Source organism: Nocardia salmonicida (assembly GCF_036142455.1).
GTDB lineage: Bacteria > Actinomycetota > Actinomycetes > Mycobacteriales > Mycobacteriaceae > Nocardia > Nocardia salmonicida.
The window spans coordinates 2614732-2635318 of record NZ_CP108014.1; the positions used below are offsets into that span (position 1 = coordinate 2614732).

20 protein-coding genes are annotated in these 20587 nt (G+C 65.9%); 10 read left to right on the forward strand and 10 right to left on the reverse strand.

The genetic code is table 11. The features are described 5' to 3' along the window. Positions 1-8: 8 nt before the first annotated feature. Entirely contained in the window at positions 9-959 is a 951-nt protein-coding gene (locus tag OHS03_RS12445; protein ID WP_328662874.1) for a TIGR03560 family F420-dependent LLM class oxidoreductase, read from the reverse strand. Positions 960-1162: 203 nt separating this feature from the next. Between OHS03_RS12445 and OHS03_RS12450 the strand changes: the two genes are divergently transcribed. Beyond that, a complete protein-coding gene (locus OHS03_RS12450) occupies positions 1163-2242 on the forward strand; it encodes an alkaline phosphatase family protein (RefSeq protein ID WP_328662875.1) in 1080 nt (359 codons plus the stop codon). A 16-nt stretch (positions 2243-2258) separates the two neighbouring features. On the opposite strand, the gene OHS03_RS12455 is transcribed toward OHS03_RS12450, so the two are convergent. Next, the gene (locus OHS03_RS12455) at positions 2259-3524 is read right to left on the reverse strand and encodes a hypothetical protein (protein ID WP_328662876.1); all 1266 of its coding nucleotides are present in this window, start codon (positions 3522-3524) and stop codon (positions 2259-2261) included. Next, positions 3521-4618, reverse strand: a complete 1098-nt coding sequence (locus OHS03_RS12460; protein ID WP_328662877.1) for a polyprenyl synthetase family protein — start codon at positions 4616-4618, stop codon at positions 3521-3523. The genes OHS03_RS12455 and OHS03_RS12460 overlap by 4 nt, the downstream gene beginning before the upstream one ends. Before the next feature lie 891 nt (positions 4619-5509). Here OHS03_RS12460 and OHS03_RS12465 point away from each other — a divergent pair. The 4 genes from OHS03_RS12465 to OHS03_RS12480 all read left to right on the forward strand — a co-directional run bounded on the left by OHS03_RS12465 (position 5510) and on the right by OHS03_RS12480 (position 7849). Beyond that, on the forward strand, positions 5510-5827 hold the full coding sequence (locus OHS03_RS12465) for a hypothetical protein (RefSeq protein ID WP_328662878.1): 318 nt from the start codon (positions 5510-5512) through the stop codon (positions 5825-5827). After that, positions 5824-6504, forward strand: coding sequence for an enoyl-CoA hydratase/isomerase family protein (locus tag OHS03_RS12470; protein ID WP_328662879.1), 681 nt, complete (start codon positions 5824-5826; stop codon positions 6502-6504). The genes OHS03_RS12465 and OHS03_RS12470 overlap by 4 nt, the downstream gene beginning before the upstream one ends. Then, complete coding sequence (locus OHS03_RS12475) at positions 6501-6941, forward strand: hypothetical protein (protein WP_328662880.1); 441 nt, start codon at positions 6501-6503, stop codon at positions 6939-6941. Before OHS03_RS12470 ends, OHS03_RS12475 begins: the two co-directional genes overlap by 4 nt. A gap of 140 nt (positions 6942-7081) precedes the next feature. After that, entirely contained in the window at positions 7082-7849 is a 768-nt protein-coding gene (locus tag OHS03_RS12480; protein WP_328662881.1) for an MspA family porin, read from the forward strand. Between the two features lie 37 nt (positions 7850-7886). Here OHS03_RS12480 and OHS03_RS12485 read toward each other — a convergent pair whose 3' ends face one another. The 3 genes from OHS03_RS12485 to OHS03_RS12495 all read right to left on the reverse strand — a co-directional run bounded on the left by OHS03_RS12485 (position 7887) and on the right by OHS03_RS12495 (position 11848). After that, on the reverse strand, positions 7887-9056 hold the full coding sequence (locus tag OHS03_RS12485; RefSeq protein WP_328662882.1) for an alkane 1-monooxygenase: 1170 nt from the start codon (positions 9054-9056) through the stop codon (positions 7887-7889). 8 nt (positions 9057-9064) lie between these two features. Further along, on the reverse strand, positions 9065-9928 hold the full coding sequence (locus OHS03_RS12490; RefSeq protein ID WP_328662883.1) for a lipase family protein: 864 nt from the start codon (positions 9926-9928) through the stop codon (positions 9065-9067). Between the two features lie 318 nt (positions 9929-10246). After that, positions 10247-11848, reverse strand: a complete 1602-nt coding sequence (locus tag OHS03_RS12495; RefSeq protein WP_328662884.1) for an MFS transporter — start codon at positions 11846-11848, stop codon at positions 10247-10249. Between the two features lie 108 nt (positions 11849-11956). On the opposite strand from OHS03_RS12495, the gene OHS03_RS12500 reads away from it, so the two are divergent. Beyond that, complete coding sequence (locus tag OHS03_RS12500; protein WP_328662885.1) at positions 11957-12574, forward strand: TetR/AcrR family transcriptional regulator; 618 nt, start codon at positions 11957-11959, stop codon at positions 12572-12574. Between the two features lie 91 nt (positions 12575-12665). Here OHS03_RS12500 and OHS03_RS12505 read toward each other — a convergent pair whose 3' ends face one another. The 4 genes from OHS03_RS12505 to OHS03_RS12520 form a co-directional block, all read right to left on the reverse strand. Then, positions 12666-14261 (reverse strand): GMC oxidoreductase, encoded by a 1596-nt coding sequence (locus tag OHS03_RS12505; protein ID WP_328662886.1) that lies wholly within the window; start codon positions 14259-14261, stop codon positions 12666-12668. A 36-nt stretch (positions 14262-14297) separates the two neighbouring features. Continuing rightward, positions 14298-14921 carry a DUF305 domain-containing protein gene (locus OHS03_RS12510; RefSeq protein ID WP_328662887.1) on the reverse strand — a complete coding sequence of 208 codons (624 nt, stop codon included), beginning with the start codon at positions 14919-14921 and terminating at the stop codon, positions 14298-14300. Continuing rightward, complete coding sequence (locus tag OHS03_RS12515) at positions 14918-16441, reverse strand: LVIVD repeat-containing protein (RefSeq protein WP_328662888.1); 1524 nt, start codon at positions 16439-16441, stop codon at positions 14918-14920. Before OHS03_RS12515 ends, OHS03_RS12510 begins: the two co-directional genes overlap by 4 nt. Positions 16442-16585: 144 nt before the next feature. Continuing rightward, complete coding sequence (locus OHS03_RS12520; protein WP_328662889.1) at positions 16586-17185, reverse strand: TetR/AcrR family transcriptional regulator; 600 nt, start codon at positions 17183-17185, stop codon at positions 16586-16588. A gap of 371 nt (positions 17186-17556) precedes the next feature. Between OHS03_RS12520 and OHS03_RS12525 the strand changes: the two genes are divergently transcribed. From OHS03_RS12525 to OHS03_RS12540, 4 genes are read left to right on the forward strand one after another with little or no spacing between them, the layout of a single operon-like run. Continuing rightward, positions 17557-18351: an SDR family NAD(P)-dependent oxidoreductase gene (locus OHS03_RS12525; protein ID WP_328664199.1), complete on the forward strand. Its 795-nt coding sequence runs from the start codon at positions 17557-17559 to the stop codon at positions 18349-18351. Then, on the forward strand, positions 18348-18935 hold the full coding sequence (locus tag OHS03_RS12530) for a carboxymuconolactone decarboxylase family protein (protein WP_328662890.1): 588 nt from the start codon (positions 18348-18350) through the stop codon (positions 18933-18935). The genes OHS03_RS12525 and OHS03_RS12530 overlap by 4 nt, the downstream gene beginning before the upstream one ends. Next, on the forward strand, positions 18932-20239 hold the full coding sequence (locus tag OHS03_RS12535; RefSeq protein ID WP_328662891.1) for an aromatic ring-hydroxylating oxygenase subunit alpha: 1308 nt from the start codon (positions 18932-18934) through the stop codon (positions 20237-20239). Before OHS03_RS12530 ends, OHS03_RS12535 begins: the two co-directional genes overlap by 4 nt. Then, complete coding sequence (locus OHS03_RS12540; protein WP_056809046.1) at positions 20236-20571, forward strand: hypothetical protein; 336 nt, start codon at positions 20236-20238, stop codon at positions 20569-20571. Before OHS03_RS12535 ends, OHS03_RS12540 begins: the two co-directional genes overlap by 4 nt. Positions 20572-20587 lie beyond the last annotated feature (16 nt).

Genomic DNA, 20587 nt, shown 5'->3' on the forward strand with positions numbered 1-20587 from the left:
GCCGCGACTCAGCCGTGGACCAGCGGGCTCAGGGCCTTGCCCGCCAGTTCGAGGATGCCCGGCTCGTGGCCGTTGGCGACCATGTTCACGATGAGGCCGTCGACCCCGTGATCGAGGATGCGGCGCTGGACCTGCTCCGCCACATCGTCGGGGGTGCCGGCGAACACGCTGTCTTCCGAGATCACCACCACGACATCGCGCTGCATGAACTCCTGCGCCAGCTTGCGCGCGCGGTCGCCGTTCTCGTCGACGACGACGACCGCGCGGAAGCTGGTCTCCAGGGTCTGTGGGTCGCGCCCGGCCTCCTCGCAGCGCTGTCGCAGTGTGGCCAATTTCCTCGGCAGGTCGGTGGTGTGGCAGAGGAGGTTGAGGTGGTCGGCGTATCGCGCGGCCAGGCCGAAGGTCTTCTTCTCACCGCCGCCACCGAGCAGGATCGGTAGGTCGTCACGCACCTTCGGCTCGTTGATCGCGTTCTCGGCGCGGTACCACTTGCCATGGAAGGTCGGCCGCTGCCCGCGCAGCATCGGCGAGATGATCTGCAGGGCCTCGTCCAGCCGCTGGAAGCGCTCGGTGAAGCTGCCGTATTCGAAGCCGTAGCCGAGGTGCTCCTGCTCGAACCAGCCCGCGCCGATGCCGAGGGCCGCGCGGCCGCCGCTGATCACATCGAGCGTCGTGACGATCTTGGCCAGCAGCGCCGGATTGCGGTAGGTGTTGCAGGTCATCAGGGTGGCCAGCTGGATTCGCTCGGTGACGGTGGCCAGCCCGGCCAGGGCGGTGTAGGCCTCCAGCATCCAGTCGTCGGGTTGCCCATAGACCTGATAGAAGTGGTCCATGAAGAGCACGGCATCGAATCCGGCCGCCTCCGCCTCCTGCGCCTGCGCGATGACCTGCGGGAACAGTTCGCGCGGGGAGGCCGCGTAGCCGAAGTAGGGCATCTGGTATCCGAGACGAATGCTCATGTTCGACGACCCTACGGCCGTTTCCGGCGTCGACAGCGAGCGATAGCCCATGGCAATCAACCGGACCTCACACGGCAATTGCTCGGAGATTCACCGCACGCAACGGGCGCGCGACTATGGAGCTTTCCCAGTGAGCGGGACCGTATAGGTCGATTGTCCAATTTGCTGGGTGTCGTAGTCGCTCGGCAACTACGGTGCCGCGCATGTCTCGTACTCACCGCATACTCGCTGCCGCCGCCTTGGCCGCTGTCCCCTTCGCCGCGGCAGCGCCTGCCCCTGCGGCTCCGGTCGTGAACAAGGTCGTGGTCATCGGCATCGACGGCACACTGTGGAGCGAGGTGTCGGCGGCCGATGCCCCCAACCTCGACCGCCTGGCCGCGGAGGGCACTCTGGCACGCACCTCCATCGCCCCGCACACCACCATGTCGTGCGTCTCGTGGGCAACGGCGCTGACCGGCGTGTGGGACACCAAGCACGGGATCCAGGACAACGGATCCACGTGCAACGCAGGACCTTTCGCACAGTATCCGACGGTGTTCACCCAGGTGGAGCGGGAGCGTCCGTCGTTGTCGACGGCCTCCATCGGGACCTGGGACAAGATCGGCATGATTGCGCGCACCGGCAGCCCGCAGGCCGACCGGGTGGCCGTCACGCAGATCGATCCCACCGGTGCGGGGGTCTGTGAGACCACCGCCGATTCCCATGCCACCGCGGAGGTTGTCGCGGCCATCACCGCGGAAGGGACCGATCTGCTGTTCACGCACCTCGATCAGGTGGACATCGTGGGTCATACGCTGCGCGGAGTCTGGCCGCAGGCGTATCGCGATGCCATCGGCCGAGTGGACGGCCTGGTCGGGCAGATCACCGCCGCGGTGGACGCGCGGGCGGCCGCGCATTCGAACGAGCGGTGGACGATTCTGGTGACCACCGACCACGGACACAAGCCGGACGGGGGGCATGGTGGGCAGAGCGCCTACGAGACAGCCAGTTTCGTGATCGCCCGGGGAGCGGGGTTCGCGGCGGGAACGCAGAACAACGGATACACCCTCGCCGACATCACACCGACCGTTCTGGATCTGCTCGATGTCTCGGCTCCCGCGAATCTCGACGGCGCGTCGATGTTGACGGGCGGCTCGGGCAACCCGGCAGCACCGGTGCCGAATACGCCACCGGTCGACTCCGGGATCACCGGTTCGTCGTCCGGTTCGGCGCAGGCGGCCATGGTGGCGAATCCGTTGTGCCTCCTGGGTAGTGGATCGGCGAGCGGTTCGTCCGAGAAATAGTGCGTTGAAAGCTGGTCTACCGATCGCCCCCGCCGGTGTCGAGGGCGCCGAGTTGGAGTTGTGTGGCGAGGGCTTGCAGTGCGTCGGGGTCGTGTGGTGGCACCCGTTCCATCGCGCTGAAAGCCAGGTGGTCGGCGATCAGCATGGTGCGTACCTCGGCGTCGGTGAGCTCGCCGGTCAGCGCGCCTTCGGGCAGGGTCTGCACCATGGCGAAGGTGGTGTCGACGATCAGCGGTACCAGCGAGGTCGGCATCGACAGCGGGTCGCCCACGACGAGCGCCTCGGTCGCCGTGTTCGTCCCGGCGCCGAACTCCGGAGAGTCGTCCAGCATTCGGTGGACTGCCACGTCGACACTTCGCCGCACCCGATCCAGCATCCTGGTCCAGTACTTCGACGAGGCCGCCGCGAGGAGCGCGGCGGCGACCTTGCGCCGGAAGGGTGGGGGCGCGTCGACGGCACCGCACAAAAAGGCGGTCGTGGTGATGGTCATGTGCGCCATCGCCGCCCGCGCACCGAAACTCGGCGTGGCGGGACCGAGCCTGGCCAGCAGGGCGAAGCCGCCCAGCGCCGGCACCAGAAGCTGGAGCATCACCTTCCGCTTCAGTTCCGCGCGGTCGGCGACGCCGTAGATCTCGAGCTCGTTGTCGCGCAGGTCGTTGGCGGACTGGGCGATGATGGCCAGACAACCGGCCAATTCGCGCAGATCTGCCTCGGGCACAACGGGTTCGGTGACGAGTTCACACGCGTAATAGGTGACCCGGCCGAGCACACCTTCGCTGTAGGCGACCCGCGGCAGCGGCGAGTCGATGTTGCGTGCCATCACCCGTGCGATATCGATGACCACCGCGCCGACACGCTTGCGCCCGGCCGGTGACAGCGCTGTGAGCAGAGCCCTGATGTCGCCGATGCGCTCGGCCAGAAGCCGGTCGACCGCTTCGCTGTCGCGGGCTTCCGCGCTGACCGATGGCAGTGCGGGAGGCTTCGTCTCGGTGTTGCCGTTGAGATAGTCCGCAGCGTCCAGCACGGCGCAGCTCGCGATCGCGCGGTCACTGAGATCCTCGAAGGCGTCGAGAACTCGGCAAGCCAGCAGGGCGGCGGTGGCCTCTGCCTGCAGATGCGTGGGCAGGAAGCTCACCGAGATACCCAGGTTGCGACCGGCGGGGATCAGCGCCAGCCGGGCAAGCTCCTCCGGTGAGGAGGCGGCCCGTAGCGCGGCCATGTCCGGTGCGCGGCGCAGGTGTCGAAATCCATGGGCGAGTGATCCGATTCTGGTCTGTCTCATCGGGTGATCACTTCCTGTAGCAGTGCATGGAGGTCGTCGCGAGCAGACGATGACGGGAAGATGTCGAGCGCATCGCTCGCCTTCTGTGTGGCGTCGAGGGCAACCGCGCGCGCGGCTCCGGTGGCCCCGCTGTCGATCAGATCGGCTTGCAGGGTCGCGCTCGAGGTGTCCGCGGACAGCCACATTTCCCGCGCCCCGGGGCGCATCTCGAGCCATTCGATCACCGGCCAGGTCGGAACCCGTCGTTCCAGGTCACCACCTGCGTCCTTGCCCAGCTCGGGACCGCCCTCGACATCGCGGACGTCGTCCATGATCTGGAACGCGAGTGCGAGCTCATCGGCGTATGTCATCAACGCTCGCAGGCGATCGTGATCGGCACCGCCCGCGGTGCCGCCGTAGGAGCAGGACAATCGGAACAAGGTGCCGGTCTTGGCGCCGGCGACGAGTCGGTAATGACGGCGCAGCGCGGTCGCCTCGACCGCGGGCGGCAGCATCTCGATGAGCTGGCCGAATGACAGCTCCGACAGCCCGTCGGAATACGTCACGCCGGGCAGTTCACCCAGACACGCGAACGCTCTCGGGTTGTCGGCAAGCACCTGCGCGATCAGTTGCACCGCAGCACCGGCTATGTGGAATCCCGCTCTGGCGGCGATGCGCACACCGAACGCGGCGGGCACCGAGGTCGCGCCGCGGCGCAGCAGCGAACCGTCACAGATATCGTCGTGCACCAGCGAGGACTCGTGCAGCATGTCCATCGCGCAGGCCAGATCGAGGGCGGCGCGACTGGGTTCGGACGCGTCGGTCACGAGCAGACCCGCACTCGCGAGAACCAGACGTGCCCGCACCCGCTTGCCGGGAGCGGCGAGGATGTGCCTGCAGATATCGTCGAATTCACCACCGCTGATGAGGATCTCGTACAGTCGCGCGTTGACCGGCGCGAGCAGTTCGCGCGTCGCGGAGCCCTGGTATTCGGCGATCGGCTCAGTCGCACTCGGATGTCTGAACATCAGCGCGACGGGTTCGCCCTGGTGCTGCGGGTTCCCTGTCGGACGAGCATCGTTACGGCGGACTTCGGGTAGCGCGGGGTTGTCCATAACGCTGAATTCCTTTGGTGCGGCCACATGGCGGTGAGATCCCCGGATGGTTCACTGGGGCTGACAGGATCGAGACGGGTCGGTTGACCTCCCCCCTGTACTGAGGCCTCGAACCTCACGCCAGGAACCTGCGGACAGATCCGTAGCGTCGTGGCACGTAGGCAGACGGTGCGCTGATCTTGCACTGGAACGGTGAGTTCGGACGTCACGATCCGTGGATGGTCACGTCGACACGACGGGGACAATGTGGGTACGGCCGAGAAACCTGCACAGACCGTTCACGAAACGCCATTGTCCGGCGATCGGTCATCTGAAGAGAACGACTTCGCTGTGTCGACGACTCTACGTCGTCAATTATGTTGCCGCACAAGCGATTCAGCGCTTTGTAACATTCCACGGGACCGATCGCGGATATTTGGATTCTACCCAATTCCCCGGCCACGACACGACCGTGGCCACGCCGGTCCGAGGCGGCACTACCGGGGTCTGCCCCCGACACGAACCCCCTGACGGTTCCTCGAATACTGTTGCGCCACAGTGTCTTAACTCGACACCGGGTACCGACTGCCCAGAGCTCGACGACAAGGGGTACGTGCGATCGCGACCCCGTGAAATGGCCTGGGCCCGCTGGCGAGACCGCCCCCGTTACGGCCGACCACCGGCCTGTGACGATCGTCCTCGCCGAAGAACTTCCCAGCAGGACTCCACATACGGGAGCACATGCTCCATAACAAACAAGAGCGCATGCTCTAATTAACCGGTGAGAAACGTCACCGGGTCCGTCTCGACGCAGCACGAGACGTTGACCTGGGAAAATGCCACCAAAAACGCACCGTCGGAGCAGTTATCACGCCTTCCCCCGCCGAATTTCTTGTGCAGCAACCGGTCTCAGTGCGTTTCCTGCTGACCGTGCCTCGCCGGGAACTCCTCGGTTCCAGCGAGATCCCTGACGACATCGCCGAGGAGCTCCGCCGACTCGATCAGACCCTGTCCGAGCTGTTCGTCAATCTGTCGCGCCGCGTGTTCGACCGCGCCCACCTCGAGGCCGTGGCCGTCATCCGCGATTGCGTGGTGGAACTGCCCACCGCGCTGCTGCTGCGAGGCCGCCGAAACCCCGATCCCGCAGTGCGCCAACGCCTCGCGCGCGGTCCTTGCCCAGCCTCTTTCCACCACCACTCCCACCACAACGAAGTGAAGGAAACACCATGACCGCCAACCTGCACTACCAGGACAAGATCGCTGTACTGACCCTCGGAGTCGACGAGAACCGGTTCTCCCCGGACTGGCTCGACGCCGTCAACGCCCACCTCGACGGCGTCGAGCGCGATGCTCATGGCTTGGTCACCACCGGCAGCGGGAAGTTCTACTCCAACGGCCTGGATCTGGACTGGCTCATGGCCAACGGCCATCGCGCCGACTGGTACGTCGGGCGCGTTCAGGAACTGTTCGCCCGCATCCTGACTTTTCCGCTGCCCACCATCGCCGCGGTCAACGGCCATACCTTCGGTGCGGGCGCGATGCTGGCCCTGGCCCACGACTATCGCGTGATGCGGGAAGACCGCGGCTACTACTGCTTCCCCGAGGTCGACATCAACATTCCCTTCACCCTCGGCATGGCCGACCTCATCCAGGCCAAGCTCAGCTCCCAAGCCGCGGTGACCGCCATGACCACCGGGCACCGTTTCAGCGGACCGGAAGCGTTGGCCGTCGGTCTCGTCGACGCCACCGCCCCCGAAACCGAGGTCCTCACCACCGCCGTCGACCGGATCACCCCTGTCCTCGGCAAGAATCCGGCAACGCTGGCCGCCATCAAAACCACCATGTACAGCGCCGTCACCGCGACCCTGCGCCCACATAAGAGGATCAGCGATAGCCTCGGGGCATGACTGACAACGATCAGCCTGCACAGAGGCATCGGCGACCCGTCGGCGTCGACTCCCCGACAGTGTCAGCGGTCGGCAAGCTGTCGGAGGCGCTGGAGACGACCGAACGGGCTCGCGGGCATCTCTACAGCTTCCACCAACTCACCGGCGGTGCCGATCTCGCTCTCGGTGAGGCGGTGGACATGCTGCGCGAGGCCGGCCACCATCGGCTCGCCGAGAAGCTGTCCGCCGAGCTCGTCGGCCGCAATGTGCTGCCCGGCCGGTGGACTTTCCAGATCGTGGAGGAATACGACGAGGGCTACTACGCGCGGTTCCGGCAGATCGAGCGTGAGATCCGCGACGAGCTCGTCGACGGCCGCACCCACCTGTACGAGGCCGAGATGAAAGAAGCCCGCCGCTCCCATGGTCGTCCTGGGCACGAGGCCGGACCGGACAGCTAGTCCGGGCAGCGACCACGATGTCGATCGACCGAACCGGTGTGGGTGCCGGATGAACAAGGGAACAAGAAGCTGCATCGGTCGGGACACGCGCCCGCGTGACGGAGGGGAAACGGTCGTCGGTGTCACTAGTGTCCGGGGTCATGTTGCGAATCATCCGGAGAGTGAGCTGTGCCGCCTCAGCGCTGGCCATACTGTCGCAGCCGACCGCACATGCCGATAGCGTCAATCTGCCACCGCACGAGAAGACTTTCGAGTCGGCTATAGGCAGCTTCACCGTCGGCACACACGACGAGGTCATCTATCGAATCGCGCCGTTGAACAACTCCCCCATCAGCCGTGAAGCGTTGGTCTCCACTGTCGCCTACGGACGGCTCGACGGGCAGGCAGAGGGCGTGCTCAAGACCGGATACTCGGTCGGCTGTGCGGCCAGGCTCGATACTGTGGTCCCTGGCGTCGATCCCACCACGGAATTCGGGCTCGAGGGGCCGCAGCAGAACTACGCGACGGAGCAGGCGCAGCGCCAGGCGACAGAGCAGGCGCAGTCGCGGTCTGTCGAGCGGTCGAGTTCCGGCGAGTCGGTGGAGATCGAGACGCAGGAGTCCGGGCAATCACAGGAGTTCGAATCGGGACAGGTGCAGGAGTTCAACGGCATCACCCCCTCCATCGCGGTGGACCCAGGTCTGTTCCTGGAATTGCAACTACAACCCGGCGACATCACCAACATCGAAATCGGTGACGGCAAGCCGCTCATCCCGGGCAAGACCGTGCAGATCGTGGCCCGCGACTTCCACATCAAAGTCGACAACTGCGTGGGCCCGGCCACCATCCGCCAATACACCTACGTGCAAACCAGAACACCCGAAGTCGACGACAGCGGAGCGGTGTTCGGCGATCCCACCAGTCTGTAGTGAGTCCCGCACCGGGCGGTGACAGCCTTCTTCGTGATCACTTCGACCCGCGCCTCGAACGCTGAACGCGGCCGGGCATCGTATTGGCGCGGGTGAGGTCGCCGTCGTAATGCGCCAGGACCCGATGATCCATAGTGCGCCGCCACAGTGCGGGCACCGACGCCATAACGATCATGGTGGCATAGCCCGCGGGTAGCTGCGGCGCCTCGGGCGCGGTGCGCAGGGTTTGATATCGGCGCCCGGGATTGGCGTGATGATCGCTGTGCCGCTGTAGGTGGAACAGGAAGATGTTGGTGACAAGGCGGTCGGAGTTCCAGCTGTCGGCCGGCGAGCAGCGCGCCCAACGACCGTTCGGCAATCGACGTCGCAGCAGGCCGTAGTGCTCGACGTAGTTCACCGTCTCGAGCAGCCACACGCCCATCACCGCCTGAATAGCGAGATACGGCACCACACTCGGCCCGAACGTCGCGACGAGCCCGCCGAACAGCACCAGCGTCATCGCCCACGCCTGCAGAATATTGTTGCGCGGGCCCCACCACGAGCGTTGCTGGCGGCGCAGCCGCTCCCGCTCCAGTTCGAGCGCTGACCGAAAGCCCCCGATCACGCTACGGGGCAGGAATTCCCACAACGACTCCCCGAACCGCGCGCTGGCCGGGTCCGCCGGTGTGGCAACCCGAGCATGATGGCCCCGATTGTGCTCGACGTAGAAATGCCCGTACCCCGATTGCGCCAACGCCGCCTTCCCCAGCCACCGCTCGAGCCGCTCGACCCGGTGACCGAGTTCGTGCGCGGCGTTGATACCGATACCCGCCAAGAAGCCGACGGTCACGGCCAGCCCCAGCTTGTCGACGAACCGAAGTTCCGAACCAGCCCACAGGTGGCAGGCGATCGCCAGAGCAGCGACCTGAATCGGCAGGAACAGGTAGGTACACCACCGGTAGAAGCGGTTGGCACCGAGTTCTTCGTAGTCCTCGTCGCTGGGATTGTGGCCGTCTTCACCGACAAGTCGATCCAGCACCGGAATCACGAACAGCACGATGATCGGTTCGATCCACCAGAAGATCGACAAACCGGTACGCATCACCAACTGCGAGGGCAGCAGCGCGCACACCGGCGCCAGCAATCCGAATGCCCAGAGAAGTCGTTTCGGATCTGCCGCCGGCATCAAGTACCGCTCGAGCAGGTGCCGCGGTCGCGGCACCCGCATCGACATCCTCATCGAAATGTCGGAGTCAAGGCAGCCTCGGGCAGTTGGTCGGTGCGGGATGACCCAGCTGCGCACCACTGCTCCACCGTCGAACGGACTGTGCCGTACGGCGGTACGTCATCGTTGCGGCTCGACGCTACGAGCACCGGCACCGCCGGGGCCTGATTCCCGAGCTGCAGTTCGGCGGCAGCACCCGTGGCCGAACCGCCCTGGGAATACCCGTACAGCATGACCGGAGCACCGGCACCGATGCCGTTGCCTGGCAGCGCCGATGCCGCCCGCGCGGCGTCGAGCACGGCGTACCCTTGCGACTTCCGGTTGAGGAAATCGTGCACGGCGGGCGTGCCGAGACCTTGGTAGTCGGTCATCACGACCGCCATTCCGCGAGCCAGCAGCGCGTACAACGCCAGCACGTCGAACTCGACCATCACATCCATCGGCGGCTGGACGTCGACGAGCTTCGCGAGCAATTTCGACGGCGCACACTGATCGCCCTGCCCCTTCGAACCACCCGCGAAAGCGACCCAGGGTCGCTCACCCGGCCCGGTCCATGGCGCTGCGGGTTCCAGATACGTCCCGACCACAGCGCTCGGCTCGTCATGGGTGTCGTTGCTGCGATACATGATTCGCGTCGCCGATGCGGGAATCATCTCCGGCTGACCCGGAACAGACAGGGCCAGATGCGCGGGCTCCGTCCGGATGATCGCTCCCGCCGCCACATCGGGCAGTGGCATCGGCGTGCTGTAGAAGTCGCCGACGGCCACCTCAGCGGTCGGCAACGACGATGCCCCCGGCGCCGATACCAGCCCCGCACCGACCGCGACGACCGCTCCTGTCAGAACTGCGGACCACTTGCATATTCGCCTCCCCAAGATTGCACCCCTCCGTGATGTACAGCACTCGAATACCTGAACGGGATAGACCGTACACACAAGGTTCGGCGGGGGATGCCTTCGGCAGAAAATACGGGATAATCAGGCGTTTTATCCCAAAAATCCCAGTTCTCCAGGCTTACACCGAAGTGCCCGAGATCTGCGATAGGCGCGCTCGAGATCTGCTTTTATATAGCCTTAGGCTATGAAATATCACCGGCGACACCCGTTCTTCGATAGAAGCGTGCCCCACGTAGACAGGCGGCCTTCGACGAACGACAACACTGGTTCTTCACCGAGGGCCGGGCAGAACGCGCCTCAACTCCTCTCGGAACCCGAAGACCCACTGTTCGCCCCGGACTCGATGATGACCTCTCGGTGCGAATCGTCAGGTTCTGTGGCGACGGGCGCGGCGGCGCGGCGGCGGCCCGGCGTCCAGACGGCGATGAGAACGGCCGCGCCGATGGTCAGAAAGCCCAGCACTGTGGCGGATTGGTGCATGCCGTGGATGAACGCGGACTTCGCGAAATCGACAAGTGGCTGCGCCGGTGGACCCGCACGCTCGGCGACCTGCAGCGCCGCCGCGAGTGAGTCGCCGACGGGTTCGCGCGCGGCCTCGGGGAGATTGGGCAGTGCGGGGGCGATGCGCTGGCCGTAACCCGCCGCGAGCACACTTCCCGCTATCGCGATACCGATCGCGGCGCCGACTTCGCGGGCCGCGTCGTTGACCGCCGCGGCGACACCGTGCTTCTCCACCGGGGTGCCGTCGACGATCGCGGCTGTGGCGGGCGCGGTACACAACCCGATCCCCGCGCTCATCAGCAACAGCGGGCCGAGTAGATCCAGGTAGGAGGTCTGGGCGTCGACTTGCGCGATCATGAGCAGACCACCGCCGATTGCCGACAATCCCGTGAAAGTGGGGATTCGCAATCCGATCCGCTCCGCCAGCCGGGGTGCGAACGCGGAGATCACCACCATCGGAATACCCATCGGGGCAAGCGCCAGTGCCGAAATCAGCGGCCGGTAGCCCATGATGAGCTGAAGATGCTGCACGATCAGCATGAACAGGCCGAAGGTCACCAGGAACTGCAATGTGACTATCGCAGTGCCGCTACCGAAGCCTCGGTCGGCGAAGAGCCGGATGTCGATCAACGGATGAGTGACCCGCTTCTCGATGACGACGAATGCGAGAGCGAGGGTCAGCCCGATCACGGCAGCGGCGATCACCATCGGATCGAGCCAGCCACGCGCGGGCACTTCGATCGCCGCGACCACGATCGCGCCGATTGCCAGGGCGCTGGTGACCGCGCCGAGCGGGTCCATCGCGGGCCTGGATGTGTCCACCGATTCGGGCACGGTGAAGGCTGCCACCGTGAGCACCGCGCCGGCAACGGCCATCCCGACGAAAATCGAGACCCAGGACCAACTTTCGATCAGGATGCCCGAGCCGAGGATACCGAGAATCGCGCCGACGCCCGAGACGCCTGCCCACAGTCCGATCGCGCTGCCTCGCCGTTCCACCGGGAATCCCGCGGTCAACATCGACAGCGTGGACGGCATGACCAGCGCGGCGCCGACTCCTGTGAGGGCTCGCGCGGCAATCAGCCAGATCGGGGTGTCGAGGATCAGCGGAGCCGCCGAGGCGAGCGAGAAGATGAACAGTCCCACGACGAGGACCACCCGCCTGCCGTACCTGTCGCCCATCGCACCCGCAGGCAGGACGAGGCAGGCCAGCGCCAGGGTATATCCGTCGACGATCCAGGTGAGTTCGGCCTGACTGGCACCCGTGGCTGCCGCGATCTCCGGCAATGCCGTGTACAGCGCCGCCATCGAGGAGGTGACGAGAACGACCGCCAGACAGGACAGTGTCAGTAGCCAGCGCTGGGCCGCGGACAATCGCACACGTCCGGTGGAATCCATCGGGCCTCCGATACTATTAGTATTGCTACGCTACAACTTGTAGCACAACCACGCTGCTGGAGGCAGGCCGATGCGGTTATCTGCCTGGACGGAGGAATACTGGGCTACATGAGCGGATCCGACGACGTCGAAGTCGACCCACGCAAGGCTCGCTCGCGCGCCCGCCTGCTCGATGCCGCGGCCGACCTGTTGCAGGCCGGTGGAGTGGAGGCGGTGACCATCGAGGGCGTCACCAAGTTGTCGAAGGTCGCCAGAACCACCCTGTACCGGCATTTCGACAATGCGATGCAACTGCGGGCGGCCACCATCGAACGTTTGCTGCCACCGGTGCTGGAGACTCCGCCGGAAGGCCCGCTGCGGGATCGGCTCATCACTTTGCTGGAACGGCAGGCCGACGCGATTCGTGATGCGCCACTACAGGTGTCGACATTGGCGTGGCTGGCGACCGGGGCGGACCGCAACGCCGACAATCCGGCCATCACCTCGCTCAGCCAGCGCATCATCGACCAGTACCGGGTGCCGTTCGACCAGGTGCTCGATACCCCCGATGCCCGTCGACAACTGGGCGACTTCGACACCTACTTCGTTCTGTCGCAATTGGTCGGTCCGCTCGTTTTCGCGAAGCTCATCGGCTTGCGCACCTCGACTCACCAGGATTGCGCCCGCATCGTCGACGACTTCCTGGCGGCACGTGCCGCGACTGCGCCGATGGAACGTCAGGCGTAGCACCGCGGTATCCGCGCCGAACGGGCCGTTCGTCCCCCGTACAGGTCAACGACGATCGCCCCGCCGGCGCTTGTCCGCGTCGGCGCCTCGCTCAGATCACCACACCGACATCAGTGCGCACCAGGACATCCAATGCGCGTTCGGCGATCGCGGCGATGGTCATGGACGGGTTGCACGCGGCGGTGTTGCCGGGCATGAGGGCTCCGTCGAGCACGTAGAGCCCCCGCTGGCCGAGCACCCGGCCGTCCAGATCGCACACACTGTCCATGTTCGCGCCGCCGAGCGGATGCCAGGTCGACGGGAAGATCGCGTTGGTGTCGATCAGTTGCGCGTCCGGTCCCGCGATTCGGCGAACAGCGGGGTCGATGTGGCCGTCCTGGATCGCCCGATCGCCGTCGGACGGCCAGCGCAGTGTCGCGGTGTCGGAGCCTGTGTCGTAGACGAATTCGCCGCGTCCCTCGCTCACGCCGTAGCCGACCAACATGGTGCTGCCCGCGTCCAGCGACAGCGGCGGTAGAGAGGCCTGGATGACGGTGAACGCCGACCGCGGATCGTCCCAGTTCTTGCTGCCGTAGACCACCGGACCACCTTGCGGGGAGCCGAAATTCGCGCCCGGATCACGCCAGACGTAGATGCGGTCGGCATTGGTGCCCCAGCCCTTGCCCAGTGCGTCGGGGAGATCCGGGATCGCACCCGTGGCCCCGGCCCGCACCAGCAGGCGCGTGGTGTTGAGGCTGCCCGCGGACAGTACGAGCGTGCCCGTCGTGATGACCTTGTTCTCCTGGACAACGCCGTTGGTGTCGACCCGGTCGACGCGCACCACCCAGCGGCCATCGGGAGCACGTTCGATATCGGTGACCTCGTGCAGGGTCTGCACGTCCACTTTTCCGGTCGCCTCGGCGGCGGCGACATAGGTGACGTCGACGGTGTGCTTGCCGCCGTTGTTGACGCCCATCGCACCGTCACCGTTGGTGTAGGACGGTTTCATCTCCCCACGCAGCTCGGCCAGCGCGTAGTCCCAGTCGATCGGCATCGGGATCTTCGACAGCGGCATTCCGGCGCCGCGGACTCGCTCGGCGAAAACCCGTGCGGCGGCATAGGGCCCACTGTTGACCAGTTCATCCGGCGCGGTGGCCAAGCCGAGCATGCGCGCGACGCGGGGGTAGAACACCTCGTCCATCCGCTTCCAGTCCAGCCCGGAGGGGAAGTGGGTTTCGAATACCTCGCGGGTCGGCTGCAGCGACATACCCTGGTAGACCAGCGATCCCCCGCCGAGTCCGGCAGCGCACAGTGCTGTCATTCCGGCACCCGGCACCGCTTCGACCAGGCCGGTATAGGGCTCGAACAACAGTGGCGTACCGAACAGCGTCGGGCTCGAACGATGCCAGAGCAACCGCTTGTCCGGCTGGGTGGCCCGGGGGAAGGTCTCCGCGTTCGGGCCGGTGACCCAGCGCTTTCCGCGCTCGAGCAACAGCACCGGCACCCCGGCCTGGGCCAGCCGTAGCGCGGTGACTCCGCCGCCGAATCCGGAACCGATCACCACCACGCGACGTTCTTCCTCGGTCAGCGGGACACCACCTGTGCGGGCGGCGATGGGGTTCTGCGCGGCGGCGCCACGGGCCGAAGCGAGCAGCAACCCCGCAGCGGCGGCACCGCCGAGTAGTGAACGGCGTGTCATCGTAGACATAGCAATACCTTCATCGTGTGTTGTCCGGGGCACGGGTCAGTTCCCGCGCCGGTCCAGCAGTAGCGACATCAGTCCGATCTCCTGCCCCTGGGTGCGCACCATCTCGCGGGCAGAGCGTTCGACCTCGCCGCCGGTGAGCAGGGCGTCCGCGGCGGCGGCCATGTCGACGCCGCCGGCGTGATGGCGCCGCATCAGGCGCAGGAAAGTGATCTCGGCCTGGCTGCCGCGCGCGGCAGCCAACTCGTCCAGCTCGGTAACCGAGGCCGTCCCCGGCATTGTTCTCCCCGAGTGATCAGCCGAATGCCGGTGTCCGTCTTCGGAATCCGGCATCCATGCCATCGGGCGCTCGTTGAGAACGGGCGCGCCCGCCAAGCGGAGCCAGCCGAGCAGCATGCCCAGTTCGGTGCGCTGACTGTCGGCGATCTGCCGTGCCAGACCGACGACGAACGGATCGGCGTCGGCGTCGAGTCGCTGGGTGAGCAGCAGCGCCTGGCTGTGGTGGGTCACCATGTCTTGGACGAAACCGATCTCGGTCTCGCTCAGGACCGCCGGTGCCGTGGTGCCGACCGGCAGCACGGGCCGCAGGGCCGCGCCCATCGCGAGCAGCAGCAGTGCCAGCCCACCCAACGCGGCGAAGCGGAAACCACTGCGCCAGCTCATGATCCGGTGGTCGAGTTCTGGTCGAGCGGCGGGGTGTAGACCTGCGGTGACAGCTCGAGCGCCAGGAACCCGTTGTCGGCGCAGGTGGTCCAGAGCTGATTTCCGCGCCACTCCGGAGGCGAGAAACACCAGTCGGTCGACAGGTCCCCGAAGGCTACCGTGCCGGTCCGTGGGCTCAGCGCCTGCTCCGGATCGAATTCGCCCCGCAAGATCGCCTGCGCGACCGAGGGCGCCGACAGCAGCGGCAGGCCGATGATCGAGGCGAGCGCGTGCGGCGAGTTCGACAGTGCCGCACTTTCCCCGGTGCGGGCGGGTGGGTTGAAATAGCCGATCTCGGTCACCTTTCCGGGATCCCGCACATCGAAGACGCGGATTCCCGACGAGGTCCAGCCACAGGCCAACGCCGTGGGATCGGCGGGCCGGTCGGCGGCACAGTAGTGCGCGTCGTAGGAGAACAGCGACCCGCCCGCCGCCGAAGCGAGCATGGCGTCCTGGTGTTCGGGCTGGTTGATCTCGAGCTTGATGGAGCCGGTGATCCGCGGCTGACGATCGTCGGAGACGTCGATGAGTTTCACACCACCGGACCCGGCTTCGTCGACGGCGAACACATGGGGCACTCCCCCGTACGTCACGGGGACGGTGTGCTGTGTCGCCCAACCATCCGACCACGTCATATCAGCGAGCTCGGGCACCTGCGGTGCGGGATCGCGCCGCTGGACCGCGCTGATGTCGAGGATCTTCATCCCGCCCAAGTTGTTCGCCAGGTAGAGGCGGTTGCCGTCCGGCGAGACGCCGATCCCGTGCATGGAAAGGCCGGGCAGCCCTTGCCACACGACCCGCGGGTTCGCCGGGTCGGTCAGGTCGACCGCGCTGAGCAGGCCGGGCGCGGTACCCGAGCTCCAGTAGGTGCGGCCGTCCGGGGAGAAGCCGCCCTCGTGGGCGGTGATCGGCAGCGGCAGGGACAGATCGGTCCCGGTGCCCGGGTTGAGCAGGCGCGGATGCGCGCAGTCGCTGATGTCGTAGACCGAGAGCAAGCCCGCACCGACCAGGGCGGGCACGCCCGCGCCGACCAACAGCTTGCGGGTCTTGTTGACCTTCAAACTCTCCCAGGTTCCCGCCAGCATCGCGGGTTCGGTCAGTGTGGCGGTGCGCACGGGTGCGGCCGGATCGCGCACGTCTAGGACGTGCACGCCGGCGTCCGGACCCCGCAGATCACCGGAGAAGAACGTGCCGACGTAGGCGCAGTGTTCGAAGGTCACCGACGTGATGCCACCGCCCCGCCCGCCCGCGGCACCGAGTAAGCGCATGTTGCAACGGAATCCGTCCCGAGAACGACCGCTGTCACGGTCGGCGGCGGGGACGTCGCCCTGTAAACCGGATTCGGGCGCCGAACCGGGCAGACAGTCGGCGCGGGTCGCGGGCGGCGCGGAATGGGCGCTCACCGCGCCCAGCGACACCAGCAGCGCGGCAGCCAGTGTCAGTCCGGCGCGTCGATGCGCACGGGCAGAAAAAGTGATCATAAGTGCAGTTGTCGCCCCGACGAGAGGGCGCCTTTCTCGAGTAGTAACCGTGTTACTGGTCGCAGACGGTACCACTAGAGGCGGGCCGGGAACCGGAATCGGGCGATTCGGTGAAGAGCGCCCGACACCGCTGCTCACCCCGGGCTACCGCGCCCGGCCGGGCCGCTCCCCTTCGACCTCACGCAGGAACGATTCGATGAGATCGACGACATCTGCGTGGCCGGTGTCGACGTCGAAGGCTTCCTCCATCCGCAGAAAGCGCGAGATGCTCGACATCAGCAGCACGAGAGCGCCGGGGGTGTAGCGGGCCGCGCTCGCGCCGTAGTCGGCGAGAATCTTTGCCACGGCGTCGAGTTGGAGCGAGCGGAATCGGCGCGAGGAATCGGCGATCTCGGCCCGGATCGTTTTCCTGTGGTTTGCCAAGGCGACGAATTCCATCGTCAGAGCGGTGTGTGACTGGTCATGAATGGAGTCCCACAGCGCCCACAGCGGCTGCGCCGATTCCAGCGCCTGTAGCTGACGTTCGTAGCTGCGGTCGGCCCCTCGACGGAACAGCTCGACGAAAAGGTTGTCCATGTTGTCGAAGTAGTAGTAGACGAGGGCGGGGTTCACCCCGGCTCTGGTTCCGAGTCGGCGTGAACTGACGGCGGCGTAGCCCTCCTCCAGCATGATGTGCTCGGCCGCGTCCAGCAGGGCGGAGCGGGAGGTGGAGTTCTCGGCGTCAGAGCTGCGCTCGGGCTTCACATGGAGACCTGTCTGTCGTGCGAGAGGCGCTCGGCCTGCCGCGTGGATCGCGATTCATGATCGGACGGCGCCCGCGGTGTTGGGGTTCACCAGTTTACGGCCGCGTGGGCCGTGATCGTCAGCAAGGCCGGTTCGCGATTCCGACTCTTGACAGTCGTGAGCGCCGTCACGTATATCTTAATCACTCGCTCAAATTGAGCACTCGATTAATAAAGGAACAGGCCTCGTCGGTCGTTCCGGCGGCCCCCGACGGCCGGCCCATCGCGACCACCCCATTCCACGGAGGAAGTGCCTCCCCCGCGCCGACGACGGCGCCATCGCGCGCCCTGGCGGCGATCGCCCACCTTGCCGACGAGCAGAGGAACACGGATATGAGCAGCACAGCCACTACGGTTTCGGAGCCGGTACGCGGCCGATCGACACAAGCCAGGGTTGCGGTGGTGACCGGCGGAGCGTCCGGTATGGGCGAGTCGATCTGCGTGGGGCTCGCCGATTCCGGACATCGAGTCGCGGTTCTCGATATCGACGGCGCGGCCGCGCAGCGAGTCGCCGAGCAGTTGCGCGCCACCGGTGCGACGGCAATGGCCTGCGCGGTCGATGTCACCGATCGCGACGCGGTCCGCGAGGCGATCGGCAAGGTTCGCGTCGAGTTCGGCGCGATCGAAATCCTTGTCACCAGTGCGGGTTCCGTCGATTTCGCGCCGTTCACCGAGATCACACCGCAGGCGTGGAATCGCGTCGTCGACGTGAACCTGAACGGGGTATTCCACTGCACCCAAGCCGTGGTCGCGGACATGGTCGCGGCCGGCTGGGGTCGCATCGTGACGATCTCGTCGTCGAGCGCGCAGCGCGGCTCGCCGGGCATGGTGCACTACACCGCGTCCAAAGGCGCCGTTCTCTCGATGACCAAGGCCTTGGCGCGCGAATACGCCGCCGCGGGAATCACGGTCAATACGATTCCGCCGTCCGGCATCGATACGCCCATGTCGCGCCAGTCGCAGGCCGCCGGGCATCTGCCCGACAGCGCCCAGATGGCCAAGGCGATCCCGGTCGGACACCTGGGAACCGGCGAGGATATCGCCGCCGCGTGCGTCTTCCTGTGCTCGGAGCAGGCCGGCTACATCACCGGGCAGGTCCTCGGAGTGAACGGCGGGTCGGTGATATGACACATTCCACCGTTCCTCGACTGGCGCCGCTGCCGGTACGGGAGTGGGACGAGAACACGCGAGCCGTGTTCCGCGGACACGTGAAATCGGCCGATCGGTACCTCTCCGGAGCACCCGACGCCCCAGCCATGCCGGGCATTCTCGGGGTGCTGGCCCATCACACCGAACTGGCGGGAGCGTGGCTGGCCTACAACGGCCTGCTGATAGAGCGCCCCACGGTCGACCCGCGAGACCGCGAACTGGTGATCCTGCGGGTCGCGTGGCGCAGCCGGTCGGATTACGAATGGACACAGCACGTTCGGATCGCCACGGCCCTCGGCCTCACCGAGGAGCAGATCGCCGCGGTGCGCTCCGGACCGCGGGCACCGGTGTGGTCGCCGGTGCAGCGCTCGCTACTGGCGATGACCGACCAACTACTGGAAGAGCATCGCGTCGACGACGCCACCTGGGCACAGCTCGAACTCCATTTCGACAATCGGCAACTGATCGAGCTGTTGTTCGTCGCCGGCTCGTATCTGTGCCTGGCGATGGTGTTGAACAGTGTTGCCCTGCAACCGGACCCGGAACGGGAGGAACGATCATGAGCAAAGTCGTAGACGAACCGGCTACGCCCCATCAATGGCCCAGACCCACCGAAGGCAGTTGGACCAAGCACTACCCCGAGCTGGGTACCTCGATGATGTCGTTCGAGGATTCGGTGTCGCCGGAGTTCTTCGAACTCGAGCGCGAGGCCATCTTCAAGCGCGCCTGGCTCAATGTGGGTCGGGTCGAGCAAGTGCCGAAGACCGGTAGCTACTTCACCAAGGAACTCGATGTCGCGCGCACGTCGATCGTCGTGGTGCGCGATCGTGACGGTGCCATCAACGCGTTCCACAATGTGTGTCGCCATCGCGGCAACAAACTCGTCTGGAACGAGTTTCCGCGGGAGGAAACCGCGGGGACATGCCGCCAGTTCACCTGTAAGTACCACGGCTGGCGCTACGGACTCGACGGCTCCCTGAGCTTCGTGCAGCAAGAGGGCGAGTTCTTCGACCTCGACAAAGCGGAGCTCGGTCTGGCTCCGGTGCACTGCGACGTGTGGGCCGGATTCATCTTCGTCAATCTCGATGCCACGCCGCGGCAGACGTTGCGCGAATTCCTGGGCCCGATGATCACCGATCTGGATGGCTATCCGTTCGACAAGATGACCGAATGGTACGAATTCAAGGCTGACAACCAGAGCAACTGGAAGTTGTTCGCCGACGCGTTCCAGGAGTATTACCACGTCCCCGGCCTGCATTCGCAGCAGGTCCCCAGTGCCGTGCGCACCCCCGGGAAAGGTTTCGAGTGTGCGCATTTCCAGGTCGGCGGCCCCCATCGGATGGTCTCCACCGGCGGTGCGCGACGGTGGACGATGCCGGCGGAGTTCATGTATCCGATCGAACGGATCACCCGCAGCGGCCTGGTCGGCCCGTGGGAGTCGCCGGATCTGGGCGAGCCGCCCAAGGGTTTGAATCCTGGTCGGGTCGAGCCGTGGGGCATCGACAACTTCCAGATCTTTCCCAACATCGAGATCCTCATCTATCGCGGCTGGTATCTGCTCTACCGCTATTGGCCGACCTCCTACAACTCCCACCGGTTCGAGGGCATGCTGTGCTTCCAACCGGCACGCACGGCCCGTGAGCGAGTCGAACACGAAGTCGCCTCGGTGGTGTTCAAAGAGTTCGCCCTCCAAGACGCCGGCATGCTCACCGGCACACAGACCGCGCTCGAATCGGCATATCGCACGGCGGGCATGACTCATTTCCCGGTCAATGATCAGGAAATCCTCGTGCGTCATTTCCACAAGGTCGTCGCCGACTGGGTCGATGAGTACCGCCACGATCTCACCGGAGCCGGTGAGCGATGACATCGACAATGCTGCCGCCTGCCTTCGCCGACCTCGAACGGTTCGCCGTCACGTGGTGTCTGAAGACCGAATCCGAACGCTACGCCCGCCGCCTTGCCAGTCCCATGCAAGAGCTGATCGGCTTCTATGACGCGTGCTTTCCGCGTGTCGAGGACGCTATCGCCTACTGCGACAAATTCCCCCTCGAGGAATTACCCGAGGACGCCATACACCTGCTTCATCTGGTGTATTCGCTGGTCATGGTCGCGATGGCAGTCGAGATCTTCCAACAACCCAAGCCCGTCGACAGCGCCGACGCCGAACTCGCCCGCGTCACCGGGCCCTGGCCGTAGGACACGAAGGAACTCC

Coding starts and splice junctions, on each gene's coding strand:
- OHS03_RS12455 (WP_328662876.1), bottom strand. CDS start 3,524: ATGAGACAGACCAGAATCGGATCACTCGCCCATGGATTTCGACACCTG.
- OHS03_RS12525 (WP_328664199.1), top strand. CDS start 17,557: ATGAGCAGCACAGCCACTACGGTTTCGGAGCCGGTACGCGGCCGATCG.
- OHS03_RS12485 (WP_328662882.1), bottom strand. CDS start 9,056: ATGCGGGTGCCGCGACCGCGGCACCTGCTCGAGCGGTACTTGATGCCG.
- OHS03_RS12500 (WP_328662885.1), top strand. CDS start 11,957: ATGAGCGGATCCGACGACGTCGAAGTCGACCCACGCAAGGCTCGCTCG.
- OHS03_RS12495 (WP_328662884.1), bottom strand. CDS start 11,848: ATGGATTCCACCGGACGTGTGCGATTGTCCGCGGCCCAGCGCTGGCTA.
- OHS03_RS12470 (WP_328662879.1), top strand. CDS start 5,824: ATGACCGCCAACCTGCACTACCAGGACAAGATCGCTGTACTGACCCTC.
- OHS03_RS12480 (WP_328662881.1), top strand. CDS start 7,082: ATGTTGCGAATCATCCGGAGAGTGAGCTGTGCCGCCTCAGCGCTGGCC.
- OHS03_RS12540 (WP_056809046.1), top strand. CDS start 20,236: ATGACATCGACAATGCTGCCGCCTGCCTTCGCCGACCTCGAACGGTTC.
- OHS03_RS12510 (WP_328662887.1), bottom strand. CDS start 14,921: ATGAGCTGGCGCAGTGGTTTCCGCTTCGCCGCGTTGGGTGGGCTGGCA.
- OHS03_RS12450 (WP_328662875.1), top strand. CDS start 1,163: ATGTCTCGTACTCACCGCATACTCGCTGCCGCCGCCTTGGCCGCTGTC.
- OHS03_RS12530 (WP_328662890.1), top strand. CDS start 18,348: ATGACACATTCCACCGTTCCTCGACTGGCGCCGCTGCCGGTACGGGAG.
- OHS03_RS12460 (WP_328662877.1), bottom strand. CDS start 4,618: ATGGACAACCCCGCGCTACCCGAAGTCCGCCGTAACGATGCTCGTCCG.
- OHS03_RS12445 (WP_328662874.1), bottom strand. CDS start 959: ATGAGCATTCGTCTCGGATACCAGATGCCCTACTTCGGCTACGCGGCC.
- OHS03_RS12515 (WP_328662888.1), bottom strand. CDS start 16,441: ATGATCACTTTTTCTGCCCGTGCGCATCGACGCGCCGGACTGACACTG.
- OHS03_RS12505 (WP_328662886.1), bottom strand. CDS start 14,261: ATGTCTACGATGACACGCCGTTCACTACTCGGCGGTGCCGCCGCTGCG.
- OHS03_RS12475 (WP_328662880.1), top strand. CDS start 6,501: ATGACTGACAACGATCAGCCTGCACAGAGGCATCGGCGACCCGTCGGC.
- OHS03_RS12535 (WP_328662891.1), top strand. CDS start 18,932: ATGAGCAAAGTCGTAGACGAACCGGCTACGCCCCATCAATGGCCCAGA.